Source organism: Pseudomonas sp. MF5691 (assembly GCF_016405645.1).
GTDB classification, from domain to species: domain Bacteria; phylum Pseudomonadota; class Gammaproteobacteria; order Pseudomonadales; family Pseudomonadaceae; genus Aquipseudomonas; species Aquipseudomonas shahriarae.
Genome location: NZ_JAEKDC010000002.1, coordinates 375,519 through 389,938 on the forward strand (window position 1 = coordinate 375,519; position 14,420 = coordinate 389,938).

Genomic DNA, 14,420 nt, shown 5'->3' on the forward strand with positions numbered 1-14,420 from the left:
GCGGATTATCCTCGGATCGCCCAGAAGGCCAGGTTCAAGCCCGGGAACTGCCCGGCGATATGGAAGGCGAAGCCGCCGGAGTGAATCAGTTGCTGCCAATGCTCACTGCCGCGATCCAGCTCGTAGTAGGTGGAGCCCGCGTGGTAAGGGATTTGCCGTGGCGCCACCGGCAACGGCAGCAGGCCGATGCCCGGCAGTTGCAGGTTGACCAGGTCGCGGATGTGCTCCACCGAGCCGACCTTGCTCTGCTGGCCGAAGCGCGCACGCAGGGTTTCGCCCGGGACATCGGCACGCACCACAAGGATGAAGCTGGCGCTGTCGATCAGGGTTTTGTCCGCCAGCATCGCCACATGCACGCCATAGGCTTTTTCGACAATCGGGATAGGCGTGGCCTTGCTGTCGATCAGCATCGACAGCGCCTCGCGCAGGGCCTGCATCACCGGGGCGAAGCTGAGGGCCAGGTCGTCATGCTGGTAGCGCGGGTATTCCTCGGGGCGCCGCCCCGAGGTGGAGAAGGTCGAGAACTCGCCGGCCAGGCTTACCAGTTCACTGAACAAACGCTCTGGGTGCAGCGGGCTCGACTGGCTCAGGTGCTGGATCAGCGGCTGGGCGCGATTGACCAGTTGCAGCAGCATGAAGTCGGCAATCTCCGAGGCGCCACCGGCACCCGAGGCCACCACCCGCCCGGCCAGGGCTTCGCCGCGCTGGTGCAACAGGCCCAGCAGTTCGCTGCGAAACGCCGTCAGCGGCTTGCTCGCGGCCACATCGAGCACCGGCGGGATGTAGCTGTCATCCAGCACCAGGGCGCGGTCGGCGCGTTTTTCCTTGATGCGCACCAGGCCGATGGCGGCGTAGTCGCTGATGCCATCGGCGGCGGTCAGCAAGCGCAAGGCACGGGAGCCGACGGCCACCGGTGCGCGGTTCTCGAAGGGTGCGTTGTCATCCCGCACCTCGCGCACCTGGCTCAGGTAACGCGCAGCGCCCAGGGGCTCGCCTTCGTCGACCGTATCGCGGGCACCGGCACGCTTGAGGGGCAAGGCCAGGTACACCAGGCCGTCACGCAGGTTGTCGTCGATGTTCAGCGGGCTCGGCGCCAGGTCATCCTGGGGGATATTGAACGGCGTGCCATCGGGCAACAGGCCACGGGCCGAGACAATGGCCAGCTTGCCCTGGGCCAGCAGGCCCTGGTCGATCAGCAGTTCGGAAAACCCCCAGGCGCCGGCCGACAGCGGGCGGCTGCGGGCATCAATCAGGTTTTCCAGGTAACGGTCATGCTGCTGGAAGTGCTGCGTTCCGATGAACATGCCTTCCGACCAGACCACGCGATTGTTCCAGGACATGGGGGCTCCGATTGCTTCTTATTGGGCAGGGCTGGATGGGGAAACGCTGAGGTGCGCACGTACGGCGCGCACATCAAGGCTGATCTGGTATTCGCTGGCCTGGCGGGGTGGCACGCTGAGCACCGTGCGCCATTGCGCGCGGTCCAGCTCGCGATAGCCCACCAGCAGGCCGATCTGCCGGGTGGCCGGATCGAGGTCGCGCTGGATGCTCAATTGCTGGCCGGGCTGGACCACCACTTCATCCTGGTCCAGCAGGTCCAAACCGAGGGTCGGCTGGGCGCGATCTGCCAGGGCGAAATAGTCGGCACGGCTGAAGGCAGCGGCGTTTTTCAGCTCGAAAATCCGCACCCGTACCGGGGCTGGCTGGCCCGTGGTGCCGGGGTTGAGCCCAGCGATGGCATGGAAGTGCAACTCGACACGGGTGGTGTCGATTTGTGCCTCTGGCGCCTGGGGCGGCGCGGCATCCTTGGCACAGGCCGTCAGCAGCAACACGCTGGCGGCTGCGAGTAAAAACCTGAAAATCATCCTGCGTCCTCAATGACGTATGTGGCTGTCCGTTGTTCCGGTTTCAGCGCCGCTGTCGTGCGCTGTGTGCTTCATAGGCCCGGCTGAATTCACGGCCGAACAGGTCCTGGAAATCCTCCTGGGCCTCACGGGAAATACTGTTGTAGAGCTCAGTGAACTGTTGCCAGTACTGGGCCTGGCGCGAACCGTTGAACAGGCTCGACAGCCCGCCGGGCTTGCCCATGCGCTCTTCCAATTGGGCCGGCTCGAAGCGCGTCAACAGATGCTTGATGGCCGCTTCGACACCGGCCATCACCGCCAGTTGGTGCGCGCGCAGGTCGTCGAAACTGTCGCGCACGGCCAGGTCCGGCGCCATAAACGCTTGGTTGCCGTGGCGTAGCAGCAGCAGTAACGCTTCGTCGGCATTCGGGGCGAATTTCAACGGATTGTTTTCCACCGGCTGGATCGTCGTCTGCTGCATGCGGAACTCGCCCTTGAGGCTGCTGCGTGCGCGCAGTACGTCGATCAAGCCTTCGACCATCAGCCGGTAGCTGCGGCCGATGCTTTCCATCTGCGCCTCGGCCTGGGCCTTGTCCAGGCGCAGTTGATCGAGACCGGCACCACGCAGGAAGGCTTGCAGCAAATCGGGCTGGTTGGCGTCTGCCACAGGGCGCGCAGGCTCGAGCACAGGGGGCGCGAGGGGCGGCTCAGGCGGCGCGATGACAGGTGGTGGCGGGCTGATCGACGGCGTAGGTGTTTCGCCAAACAGATCCCAGTCTTCTGGAATCACCGACCCTGAGTGCAACGGCTGCTCGGGGGCGGGCACGGTAACCGCCACGGGCGGGCGGAAATCATGCTGCTCAGCCGGTACATGGTCAGGCTGGGTGGGCGGCGGTACGGCCGTCGGCGTGAGGAAATCAAACAGGTCCGGTAGCGTGTCCATTGACGACGCACCCTGGAACTGTGGGGCGATCACCGGGGTCGGCAGCGGCGTGACCACACCGGCACCCTGGCGCCCCATGAGGGCTTCGAAACTGTTGGAGCCGTCAGTGCCGAAAGGCTGGCTGTCGGTCACCTTCACCCCGGAATCAATCCGTGCCTGGATCTCGTAGTCGCCGATGCGGATCAATTCACCGTCTTGTAATGGCTCACTGTTTCCCCGGCGCAAACGAATGCCGGCGTTAACCAATTCCACACCATTAGTACTGTTATCGGTTAGATAGTAACGACCATCTTTGTATTGAATAACGCAATGTTGCGCGGAGACCAAACGTTCTGGATCAGGCAATATCCAGTCGTTTTCACTGGAGCGGCCAATTGCCATCACTCCATTATCCATGGACTTTTCCGGACATTGACCTGGGGTGATCTTGTGATAACTAGTAATAGTCAAACACAGTGACATCTTGCCTCCTTGCTGTACCTCACGCGCGGGCGGCCTAAGGGAAATACCTTCCCAAGCGCGCCCTGGCAAATCCTTTAAACCACGCCAAAAAGGCTGGCTTATCAGCATGATCGCCGATTTTAACCAGTCAATGTGACAAAAAGCGTCAGGGAATTCCTATTTTGACTCATCGGTCGCACAGGTTGTTAAACACCGCACATCTGTCACACAGGACGAATAGCTTACCTTGACAACGCATAACTACTACACCAAAAATGCACAACTTCTTGAAGATGAGTAGTGGCACACTGAAATCAGTGCGCTGACCTGACCAGGAAAACATGCCGATAAATTGCGCAACTAGCCGCGCAACTAACGCATGAATTGCCCAAGACTAAAGGGCCGATATGGAGATCGAATTTGGTGGATGTGCCGCTGCTGCTCACCGCTGTTTCCGCGACTTCGCCGTGTGGCGAAGACTTGGAATATGACGCGGATTTCCTGCACTTGGAACGTGCTGCCCAGGGTCAACCTGAGCGCAGCATGGGCGACGCCATTTTGCCCGCCGAGCCGCCAGACTGGCGCAGCATCCAGCAACAGTGCCTGGACTTGCTGCAGCGCAGCAAAGACCTGCGCATCACTCATTTTTTGCTGCAAAGCTCCCTCGCCCTGCAAGGTGTTGGCGGGCTGGCCAGCGTCCTGACCCTGATCAGTGAACTGCTCCAGCAGTACTGGGCCGATCTGCATCCACGCCTGGATGCCGATGACCACAACGACCCCACCGTACGCATCAACGCCCTCGCGGGAATGACCTGCGACACGAACATCCGCCTGCTGCGCGAAAGTGTCCTCACGCGCTCGCGGGCGTTTGGCCCCGTGAGCCTGCGTGGCGCCCTGAACGCCAGCGGCCTGCAAAGTTTCCCCGGCGAAACCCTTGGTACCGAGCAACTGGCCGGAGCCTTCCTCGACAGTGATCCAGAGCAGCTGCAAGCCACCCACGCAGCCCTCGTCGAGGCCCGTGCGGCCTGTGAAACCATTGAAAAACACGTCAGCGAGCAAGTCGGTTCCGCCCAGGGCGTAGACCTCGGCGCGCTGAAACACCTGCTCAAGCAGGCCCTGCAGATTTTCAGCCAGTTCGCTGCGCAGAGCGGCGACAGCCGTGAACCCGAAGTTGTCAGTGACGACAGCCACGCCTCGGTCGAACACGCCGCCGCCCCTGCCGCACCCCGCAATACTGGCGACATCGCCAGCCGCGATGAGGTGCTGCGCGACCTGGACCGAATCCTTGCGTACTACACCCGGCACGAGCCTTCCAGCCCGTTGCCGGTGCTGTTGAACCGGGCGAAAAATCTGGTGCACGCCGATTTCGCGACCATCGTGCGCAATCTGATTCCCGACGGCATGTCCCAATTTGAAAACCTGCGCGGCCCGGACGGCGAGTAAGCCGCCCGACTGAGCAGTAACAACACCGTCGCTCAAGCGACCAGGAGCAGCAACGTGGCGAAGCAAAGTTCTCAGAAATTCATCGCGCGCAACCGCGCGCCTCGAGTGCAGATCGAGTACGACGTCGAGCTTTACGGCGCCGAGAAAAAGGTCCAACTGCCCTTCGTGATGGGTGTGATGGCCGACCTCGCCGGCAAGCCCGCCGAGCCTCTGGCGCCGGTCGCTGATCGCAAGTTCCTTGAAGTGGACGTCGACAACTTCGACTCACGCCTCAAGGCCATGCAGCCGCGCGTAGCCTTCCACGTACCCAACGAGCTGACCGGCGAAGGCAACCTGAGCCTGGACATCACCTTTGAAAGCATGGACGACTTCAGCCCGGCTGCCGTGGCGCGCAAGGTCGACTCGCTGAACAAGCTGCTCGAAGCGCGTACCCAGCTGGCCAACCTGCTGACCTACATGGACGGCAAGACTGGCGCTGAAGAAATCATCATGAAGGCGATCAAGGACCCGGCACTGCTGCAGGCCCTTGCGAGCGCGCCAAAACCTGCTGGGGACCAGTAATCATGAGCGAGAATACCGCCCGCGAAGGCGCACAGAACCTGGGCGCCACCGAAGAAACCAGTGAGTTCGCCTCGCTGTTGCTGCAAGAATTCAAGCCCAAGACCGAGCGTGCCCGCGAAGCCGTCGAGACGGCCGTGCGCACCCTGGCCGAGCAGGCCCTGGCGCAAACCGACCTGGTCTCCAACGACGCGATCAAGTCGATCGAGTCGATCATCGCCGCCATCGACGCCAAGCTCACCGCCCAGGTCAACCAGGTGATTCATCACCCGGATTTCCAGCAGCTGGAAAGCGCCTGGCGTGGCCTGCACTACCTGGTCAACAACACCGAGAGCGACGAGCAGCTGAAGATTCGCGTGCTCAATATCTCCAAGACTGACCTGCACAAGACCCTGAAGAAATTCAAGGGCACCGCGTGGGACCAGAGCCCGATCTTCAAGAAGATGTACGAAGAAGAATACGGCCAGTTCGGCGGCGAACCTTACGGTTGCCTGGTGGGCGATTACTACTTCGACCAGTCGCCACCTGACGTGGAACTGTTGGGCGAGCTGTCGAAAGTCTGCGCCGCGATGCACTCACCGTTCATCGCAGCTGCATCGCCGACCGTGATGGGCATGGGCTCGTGGCAGGAACTGTCGAACCCGCGTGACCTGACCAAGATCTTCACCACCCCGGAATACGCCGGCTGGCGCTCGCTGCGCGAATCGGAAGACTCGCGCTACATCGGCCTGACCATGCCGCGTTTCCTGGCACGCCTGCCGTATGGCGCCAAGACTGACCCGGTGGAAGCCTTCGCCTTCGAAGAAAACACCGACGGCGCCGACAGCTCGAAGTACACCTGGGCCAACGCCGCGTACGCGATGGCGGTGAACATCAACCGTTCGTTCAAGCACTACGGCTGGTGCTCGCGCATCCGTGGCGTGGAATCTGGCGGCGAAGTGGAAAACCTGCCGGCCCACACCTTCCCCACCGATGACGGTGGTGTGGACATGAAGTGCCCGACCGAAATCGCCATCAGCGACCGCCGTGAAGCAGAGCTGGCGAAGAACGGTTTCATGCCACTGCTGCACAAGAAAAACACCGACTTCGCCGCGTTCATCGGCGCCCAGTCGTTGCAGAAACCGGCCGAATACGACGACCCAGACGCCACCGCCAACGCCAACCTGGCCGCGCGCCTGCCGTACCTGTTCGCCACCTGCCGTTTCGCCCACTACCTGAAGTGCATCGTGCGCGACAAGATCGGTTCCTTCAAAGAGAAGGACGAGATGCAGCGCTGGTTGCAGGACTGGATCCTCAACTACGTCGACGGCGATCCGGCGCACTCCACCGAAACCACCAAGGCCCAGCACCCATTGGCTGCGGCGGAAGTGATCGTGGAAGACGTCGAAGGCAACCCGGGGTACTACAACTCCAAGTTCTACCTGCGTCCGCACTACCAGCTCGAAGGGCTGACCGTGTCGCTGCGCCTGGTATCGAAACTGCCTTCGGCAAAAAGCGCGTAAGTCATTCGCTCGTTCCCACGCTCCGCGTGGGAATGCCGCCCGGGATGCTCGGCGTCCCGGTGACGCAGAGCGTCACAGGATGCGTTACCACGCAGAGCGTGGGAACGATCACCAAATCAAGTGGCCCGTGCCACACAGGGAGAAAACATGGCTGTTGATATTTTCATCAAGATCGGCGACATCAAGGGCGAGTCCATGGACAAGGCCCACAAGGACGAAATCGACGTGCTGAACTGGAGCTGGGGCATGGCCCAGTCCGGCAACATGCACGTTGGCAGTGGCGGCGGTGCGGGTAAGGTGAATATCCAGGACCTGTCGCTGACCAAGTACGTGGACAAGGCTTCGCCTAACCTGATGATGCATTGCGCCAGCGGCAAGCACATCGACAAGGTCAAGCTGACCGTGCGCAAGGCCGGCGGCGAAAGCCAGGTCGAGTACATGATCATCAACCTCGAAGAAGTACTGATCACCTCCCTGAGCACCGGCGGTTCGGGCAGCGATGATCGCCTGACCGAAAACGTCACCCTGAACTTTGCCCAGGTGATGGTCGACTACCAGCCGCAGAAAGCCGACGGCACCAAGGACGGCGGCCCGATCAAGTTCGGCTGGAATATCCGTTCCAACACCAAGCGTTGATACGAAGCCCCCCGGCGCCACACGCCGGGGGATTTTGGTGCTTGCTCGAATTTCGACCTTCCTCTTTTCGGTGTCTGAGTCATGGCCAAACCTTCGTTTATTAATTTGTGGGCAAACTACCCCACAACGCCAACACCCTGCGACGGCCCTTGGGACAATCAATGCGCCATCCGTATGAGCATCACGCTTAACGCCGAAAAAACCATCAAGGTAAACAAATCGACCTATAGCGAACCCAAGTGCGCGCATGACCACGCCCGAGGCGCGGAGTCATTGGCTAACTGGCTGTGGCGTCATCATCTCGGTCGCCCAACCATTCTTACGGGCAGCGCCGAGGACCGTCGTACGCTTTACCAAAAAACCGGGATTATTTTCTTCAAAGATTGTTTTGCCCGGATGGGACAATCTCTGGAAGCACGTACCGGCGACCATATTGACCTATGGAACCGAGGCTCAGTAACGGGTGACTTTGCCGACCAGGCGCACCGATCCCGACAGGTCTGGTTCTGGGAGTTGAAATGATCACACGCACCCTGCAATGCATACTGTCAATGAGCGTGCTGTTGAGCCTGAATGCCTGTGCGGAGCAAGCTGAACAAATCGACGCCACCCAATCCAACCCCGAGGTGGTGGTTGGAGGTCAACGACTGACCTTGGAAAGTCATGCACAACGCTGTGCATTGCGTAAGCCCGACCAGAGCCTGTTGACTCTGGATATGCCTTGGCCTTGCCATCTGAGCATCGACCGCAATGGCCAACCAAGGGTCGAGAGTTTTAACAATGCACAGATCATCATTGTGCAGCACTTTGCACCAGAACCTGCACCGAGCCAGGAGTGTCGCTCTCAGTATCAGGCCATCAGACATATTGAGGGTCGCTTGGAGGCGTCTATGGTTGCCGAAAGCGGTCATTGTTTGCTTGGTGCTATGGACCAGAAAAACTTCGTGGCATTTTTTACGTGGTAACCGAAATCGCCACCCGCGACCGCCTGCAACCGTCCCTGTTGGACCGGTTGACCGACGACGAGCCGAGCAATCCCAAGGAAAGCGCGGACAAGCGCGTGCTGTCCCTGACCCAGCTCAAAGCCTCGGTGCTGCGGGACCTGGCGTGGCTGCTCAATACCACGTCGCTGCTCAGCGCCGATGCCACGTTGCACACCCCGGCGGGGACGTCGGTGATTAATTACGGCCTGCCGGCGCTGGCGGGCAACAGTGCATCGAGTGTCGATATCAATGCTCTGGAAGCCCTGATCTACCAGGCGATTGCCACCTTCGAGCCGCGCATCCTGCGCCACACCCTGCGGGTCAAGGCGCGCGTGGCCCATGGCGAGATGAATCACAACGCCCTGAGTTTCGAGATCGAAGGCGACCTGTGGGCGCAGCCGGTGCCCTTGCGCCTGCTGCTGCAGACCGACCTGGACCTGGAGTCCGGCCATGTACGCGTGGTCAATGCCGACCAGCGGAGACGCCCATGAACCCGCGCCTGCTGGAGCTGTACAACCAGGAACTGCACCATGTGCGCGAGAGCGCTGCGGAGTTCGCCAAGGAATACCCGAAGATCGCCAGCCGGCTGACCCTGTCCGGCATGGACTGCGCCGACCCGTACGTCGAGCGTTTGCTCGAAGGCTTCGCTTATCTCACCGCCCGGGTGCAGCTCAAGCTCGATGCCGAGTACCCGACCTTCACCCACAATCTGCTGGAAATCGCCTACCCGCACTACCTGGCGCCGACCCCGTCGATGACCGTGGTGCAGCTGCAGGCCGATCCCGATGAGGGCTCCCTGGCCAGCGGCTTTCCACTGCCTCGCGACACCGTATTGCGTGCCGCCCTGGGCCGCGAAACCCAGACCTGCTGCGAGTACCGCACCGCGCACCCAGTGATGCTGTGGCCGTTGCAGGTCAGCCAGGCCGATTACTTCGGCAACCCGTCCGCCGTGCTCGGGCGCCTGGCCGCCAGCGAACCCAAGGCCAAGGCCGGTTTGCGCCTGACCTTGCGTACCGGCGCCGAGCTGCCCTTCAACAGCCTGGCCCTGGACAGCCTGCCGCTGTACCTGAGCGGCGCCGATGAGCAACCGTTCCGCCTCTACGAGCAGTTGCTCGGCAATGTTTGCGCGGTGTTTGCGCGCCAGCCCGGCGGTGACTGGGTGGAGCGTCTGCCACAGGACGCACTGCGTCCGCGCGGGTTCGACGACGCCGAGGCGGCGATGCCAGTGGTATCGCGGGCGTTCCAGGGTTATCGCCTGTTGCAGGAATACTTCGCCCTGCCCCATCGCTACCTGTTCGTCGAGTTCGCTGAACTGAGCCGCGCGGTACGACGCTGCGATGGCCAGGAGTTGGAGTTGATCGTGCTGTTCGACCGCCACGACCCGAGCCTGGAAGGCAGTGTGGGGGCCGCGCAATTCGTGCCGTTCTGCACCCCGGCGATCAACCTGTTCCCCAAGCGCGTGGACCGGATTCACCTGTCCGAACGGGTCAACGAGCACCATGTGATTGCCGACCGCACCCGGCCCATGGACTTCGAGATTCACTCCCTGAGCGGCATCACCGGCCATGGCACCGGGCCGGAACAAGCCTTTTTGCCGTTCTACGCCGTGCGCGATCCGTCGCGCTACGGCCGCGACCAGAGTTATTACAGCGTGCGCCGCGAGCCGCGCGTGCTATCCAGCGACCAGCGGCGCAATGGCCCGCGCTCCACGTATGTGGGCAGCGAGACCTTTGTCAGCCTGGTCGACAGTCAGCAGGCGCCCTACCGCCACGACCTGCGCCAACTGGGCGTGACCGCGCTGTGCACCAACCGCGACCTGCCGCTGTTCATGAGTGTGGGCAACGGCAAGACTGACTTCACCCTGTCCGACAGCGCCCCGGTGCTGGCCGTGCGCTGCGTCGCCGGACCCAGCCGTCCGCGCGCCAGCCACGCCCATGATGCCAAGGCCTGGCGGCTGATCAGCCAGTTGTCGCTCAACTACCTGTCCCTCAGCGAGGGCCAGGGCGCCGCCGCGTTGCGTGAACTGCTGCGCCTGTATGGCGACAGCAACGACGCCGCCCTGCAACTGCAGATCGAAGGCCTGCGCGAGGTCAGCAGCAAAGCGGTGACCCGCCGCCTGCCGATGCCCGGCCCGATCGTGTTTGGTCGTGGCCTGGAGATCACCCTGGAATTTGATGAAAACGCGTTTCGCGGCACCGGCGTGTTCCTGCTCGGTGCGGTACTGGAACGGTTCCTGGCGCGTTATGTGTCGATCAACAGTTTTACCGAGACGGTGATCCGTACCACCGAACGCGGCGAGATCATGCGATGGAAAGCCAAGCCCGGACGTCGTCCGACCCTGTGAGTACCCTGGAGGCGATGCACCAGGAGCCCTGGGAATATGACTTCTTCCAGGCGCTGCGCCGTATCGAGTGCGAATCGCCAGACTTGCCGCGCCTGGGCCATTCCCTGCGCCTGGCCGATGACCCGTTGCGCCTCGGACAACAGGCCGATTGCACCTTCGCCCCGGCCACCCTGGCGTCGGTAGCGCCCGGCGCCGACGGCACGCCTGCGCGCCTGGAGCAGTTCTTTTTTGGCCTCGGCGGCCCCAATGGTCCGCTGCCGCTGCACATCACCGAATACGTGCGCGAACGCCAGCGCAACAACGCCGACAGCACCAGCAAGCGCTTCCTTGATGTGTTCCACCACCGCCTGCTGACCCTGTTCTACCGGGCCTGGGCCGAAGCGCGGCCGACCGTCAGCCATGATCGGCCCGACGATGATTACTGGTCCGCACGCCTCGCCGCCTTGAGTGGCCGGGGCATGCCCAGCCTGCTCGACCAGGGCCTGATCCCCGACACCGCAAAGCTGCATTACAGCGGCCACCTCTCGGCACAAACCCGCTACCCGGACGGCCTGAAGGCGATTCTCGGCGAGTATTTCGGCCTGCCGGTGGAGATTGAAGAGTACGTCGGCCAATGGCTGGAGCTGCCAGAGCGCAGCCGGGTCAGCGTCAGCGCCAATCAGTTGGGCGTGGACTTCTGCCTGGGCAGCCATGTGTGGGACCGCCAGCATAAATTTCGCATCCGCCTGGGCCCGCTCATGCTGGACGACTACATGGGCATGTTGCCCGGCAGCCAGCCGTTCAACGAGCTTGTGGCCTGGGTTGCCGAATACCTGGGCCATGAACTGGACTGGGACTTGAACCTGGTTCTGCAACAACCCGAAGTCCCGGCGCTGCAACTCAACGGCCAGTTCCGCCTGGGCTTCAACACGTGGCTCGGCCAACCCGGGCACGACGCCAACGACCTAATCCTGGCCCGGCATTACGCCGATCAGGCCACCACCTCAAGGAATTCAGAGCATGGGTGAAATCAGTCGCGCCGCACTGTTCGGCAAACTCAACAGCGTGGCCTACAAGGCCATCGAAGCCGCCACGGTGTTCTGCAAATTGCGCGGTAACCCCTACGTGGAGCTGGCCCACTGGTTTCACCAGTTGCTGCAACTGCAGGACTCGGACCTGCATCGCATCATCCGCCAGTTCAACGTCGAGCCGGCGCGCCTGGCCCGCGACCTCACCGAAGCCCTGGACCGCCTGCCCCGTGGCTCGACCTCGATCACCGACCTGTCGTCCCACGTGGAAGAAGCAGTAGAGCGCGGCTGGGTGTACGGCAGCCTGATGTTTGGCGAAAGCCAGGTGCGTACCGGCTACCTGGTGCTGGGCATTCTGAAGACGCCGAGCCTGCGGCATGCGCTGCTGGGTTTGTCGGGGGAGTTCGACAAGATCAAGGCCGAGGCCCTGAGCGAGCGCTTTGATGAATATGTCGGTGATTCGCCGGAAAACGCCCTGAGCGCCAGTGACGGTTTCAACGCCGGTGCCGTGCCGGGCGAAGCCAGCGGCGCCATGGCGCCGAGTGCCATGGGCAAGCAGGAAGCTCTCAAGCGTTTCACCGTTGACCTCACCGAGCAGGCGCGCAGCGGCAAGCTCGACCCGATCGTGGGGCGTGACGAAGAAATTCGGCAACTGGTGGATATCCTGATGCGTCGACGCCAGAACAACCCGATCCTCACCGGTGAGGCCGGGGTGGGCAAGACGGCGGTGGTCGAAGGTTTTGCCCTGCGCATCGTCGCCGGCGACGTGCCGCCGGCGTTGAAGGACGTAGAACTGCGCAGCCTGGATGTGGGCCTGCTGCAAGCTGGCGCCAGCATGAAAGGCGAATTCGAACAGCGCCTGCGCCAGGTCATCGAAGACGTCCAGGCCTCGCCAAAACCGATCATCCTGTTTATCGACGAAGCCCACACCCTGGTCGGTGCCGGTGGCGCCGCCGGCACCGGTGATGCAGCCAACCTGCTCAAGCCGGCCCTGGCCCGTGGCACCTTGCGCACGGTGGCGGCCACCACCTGGGCCGAGTACAAGAAGCACATCGAGAAAGACCCGGCCCTGACCCGCCGCTTCCAGGTAGTGCAAGTGGCCGAGCCGTCGGAAGACAAGGCGCTGCTGATGATGCGCGGCGTGGCCTCGACCATGGAAAAACACCACCAGGTGCAGATCCTCGATGAAGCCCTGGAAGCCTCGGTGAAGCTGTCCCACCGCTATATCCCGGCACGCCAGTTGCCGGATAAATCGGTGAGCCTGCTGGACACCGCCTGCGCCCGCGTCGCCATCAGCCTCCACGCAGTGCCGGCCGAGGTGGACGACAGTCGCCGCCGTATCGAAGCCCTGGAAACCGAGCTGCAAATCATCGCCCGTGAGCATGCGATCGGCATCGCCATTGGTGCACGCCAGAGCAATAGCGAAGCCTTGCTGAGCGCCGAGCGCGAGCGCCTGGCAACGCTGGAAAGCCGCTGGGCCGACGAGAAAACCCTGGTGGACGAGCTGCTCGCCACCCGGGCGACCCTGCGCGAGAAGGCTGGCGCTGTCGACAGCGGCAACGACGAGTTGCGCGCACAACTGGTGGACCTGCAACAGCGCCTCAGCGCCCTGCAAGGCGAAACCCCGCTGATCCTGCCGACCGTGGATTACCAGGCCGTGGCCTCGGTGGTTGCCGACTGGACCGGCATCCCGGTGGGCCGTATGGCGCGCAATGAACTGGAGACGGTGCTCAACCTCGACCAGCACCTGAAGAAACGCATCATCGGCCAGGACCACGCGTTGCAGATGATCGCCAAGCGCATCCAGACCTCCCGCGCCGGCCTCGACAACCCGAGCAAGCCGATTGGCGTGTTCATGCTGGCCGGCACCTCCGGCGTGGGCAAGACCGAAACCGCCCTGGCCCTGGCCGAAGCCATGTACGGCGGCGAGCAGAACGTGATCACCATCAACATGAGCGAGTTCCAGGAAGCCCATACCGTGTCGACCCTCAAAGGTGCGCCACCGGGCTATATCGGTTATGGCGAAGGCGGCGTGCTGACCGAAGCCGTGCGGCGCAAACCCTACAGCGTGGTGCTGCTGGACGAAGTGGAAAAGGCTCACCCGGACGTGCATGAGATTTTCTTCCAGGTCTTCGACAAGGGCGTGATGGAGGACGGCGAAGGCCGGGTGATCGACTTCAAGAACACCTTGATCCTGCTGACCACCAACGCCGGCACCGAGCTGATTTCCCACGTCTGCAAAGACCCGGCAAACGTGCCCGACCCGGAGGACATCGCCAAGGCCCTGCGCCAGCCACTACTGGAAATCTTCCCGCCGGCCCTGCTCGGGCGCCTGGTGACGATTCCGTATTACCCACTCAGCGACGTGATGCTCAAGGCGATCACCCGCCTGCAACTGGACCGCATCAAGAAGCGTGTAGAGAACACCCACAAAGTCGCGTTCGACTACGACGACGCGGTGATCGACCTGATCGTCTCGCGCTGCACCGAAACCGAAAGCGGCGGGCGGATGATCGACACCATCCTCACCAACAGCCTGCTGCCGGACATGAGCCGCGAGTTCCTCACGCGCATGCTCGAAGGTAAGGCACTGGCGGGGGTGCGGATCGGCACGCGGGATAACGAATTGCACTACACCTTCAGCGACACCGAATAACCTGACGAAGTGCAATCCAAATGTGGGAGCGGGCTTGCTCGCGAATACGGTGAGTCAGTCGCC

Annotated in this window: 13 protein-coding genes; 10 read left to right on the top strand and 3 right to left on the bottom strand. The window is 62.4% G+C overall.

Annotation, left to right across the window (positions count from 1 at the left end; genetic code table 11):
* Positions 1 to 5: 5 nt before the first annotated feature.
* From tssK to tagH, 3 genes are read right to left on the bottom strand one after another with little or no spacing between them, the layout of a single operon-like run.
* A complete protein-coding gene (tssK, locus tag JFT44_RS04440; RefSeq protein WP_057961019.1) occupies positions 6 to 1,340 on the bottom strand; it encodes a type VI secretion system baseplate subunit TssK in 1,335 nt (444 codons plus the stop codon).
* An 18-nt stretch (positions 1,341 to 1,358) separates the two neighbouring features.
* On the bottom strand, positions 1,359 to 1,865 hold the full coding sequence (tssJ, locus tag JFT44_RS04445) for a type VI secretion system lipoprotein TssJ (protein ID WP_057961020.1): 507 nt from the start codon (positions 1,863 to 1,865) through the stop codon (positions 1,359 to 1,361).
* A 43-nt stretch (positions 1,866 to 1,908) separates the two neighbouring features.
* The gene (gene tagH / locus JFT44_RS04450) at positions 1,909 to 3,249 is read right to left on the bottom strand and encodes a type VI secretion system-associated FHA domain protein TagH (RefSeq protein ID WP_128593296.1); all 1,341 of its coding nucleotides are present in this window, start codon (positions 3,247 to 3,249) and stop codon (positions 1,909 to 1,911) included.
* Positions 3,250 to 3,651: 402 nt separating this feature from the next.
* Here tagH and tssA point away from each other — a divergent pair, with 402 nt between their 5' ends.
* The 10 genes from tssA (at position 3,652) to tssH (ending at position 14,357) form a co-directional block, all read left to right on the top strand.
* Positions 3,652 to 4,671: a type VI secretion system protein TssA gene (gene tssA, locus JFT44_RS04455; protein WP_057961042.1), complete on the top strand. Its 1,020-nt coding sequence runs from the start codon at positions 3,652 to 3,654 to the stop codon at positions 4,669 to 4,671.
* 54 nt (positions 4,672 to 4,725) lie between these two features.
* Positions 4,726 to 5,232, top strand: a complete 507-nt coding sequence (gene tssB / locus JFT44_RS04460) for a type VI secretion system contractile sheath small subunit (RefSeq protein ID WP_010168268.1) — start codon at positions 4,726 to 4,728, stop codon at positions 5,230 to 5,232.
* Between the two features lie 2 nt (positions 5,233 to 5,234).
* Positions 5,235 to 6,731 carry a type VI secretion system contractile sheath large subunit gene (gene tssC / locus JFT44_RS04465; protein WP_057440528.1) on the top strand — a complete coding sequence of 499 codons (1,497 nt, stop codon included), beginning with the start codon at positions 5,235 to 5,237 and terminating at the stop codon, positions 6,729 to 6,731.
* 147 nt (positions 6,732 to 6,878) lie between these two features.
* On the top strand, positions 6,879 to 7,367 hold the full coding sequence (locus JFT44_RS04470; protein ID WP_029289879.1) for a type VI secretion system tube protein Hcp: 489 nt from the start codon (positions 6,879 to 6,881) through the stop codon (positions 7,365 to 7,367).
* An 81-nt stretch (positions 7,368 to 7,448) separates the two neighbouring features.
* Positions 7,449 to 7,889 carry a type VI secretion system amidase effector protein Tae4 gene (locus JFT44_RS04475; protein WP_120734345.1) on the top strand — a complete coding sequence of 147 codons (441 nt, stop codon included), beginning with the start codon at positions 7,449 to 7,451 and terminating at the stop codon, positions 7,887 to 7,889.
* Positions 7,886 to 8,332 carry a hypothetical protein gene (locus JFT44_RS04480; protein ID WP_057440530.1) on the top strand — a complete coding sequence of 149 codons (447 nt, stop codon included), beginning with the start codon at positions 7,886 to 7,888 and terminating at the stop codon, positions 8,330 to 8,332. Before JFT44_RS04475 ends, JFT44_RS04480 begins: the two co-directional genes overlap by 4 nt.
* On the top strand, positions 8,326 to 8,841 hold the full coding sequence (tssE, locus tag JFT44_RS04485; RefSeq protein WP_057440531.1) for a type VI secretion system baseplate subunit TssE: 516 nt from the start codon (positions 8,326 to 8,328) through the stop codon (positions 8,839 to 8,841). The genes JFT44_RS04480 and tssE overlap by 7 nt, the downstream gene beginning before the upstream one ends.
* A complete protein-coding gene (tssF, locus tag JFT44_RS04490) occupies positions 8,838 to 10,694 on the top strand; it encodes a type VI secretion system baseplate subunit TssF (protein ID WP_057961025.1) in 1,857 nt (618 codons plus the stop codon). Before tssE ends, tssF begins: the two co-directional genes overlap by 4 nt.
* The gene (gene tssG, locus JFT44_RS04495) at positions 10,658 to 11,701 is read left to right on the top strand and encodes a type VI secretion system baseplate subunit TssG (protein WP_057961026.1); all 1,044 of its coding nucleotides are present in this window, start codon (positions 10,658 to 10,660) and stop codon (positions 11,699 to 11,701) included. The genes tssF and tssG overlap by 37 nt, the downstream gene beginning before the upstream one ends.
* The gene (tssH, locus tag JFT44_RS04500; protein WP_057961027.1) at positions 11,694 to 14,357 is read left to right on the top strand and encodes a type VI secretion system ATPase TssH; all 2,664 of its coding nucleotides are present in this window, start codon (positions 11,694 to 11,696) and stop codon (positions 14,355 to 14,357) included. Before tssG ends, tssH begins: the two co-directional genes overlap by 8 nt.
* Positions 14,358 to 14,420 lie beyond the last annotated feature (63 nt).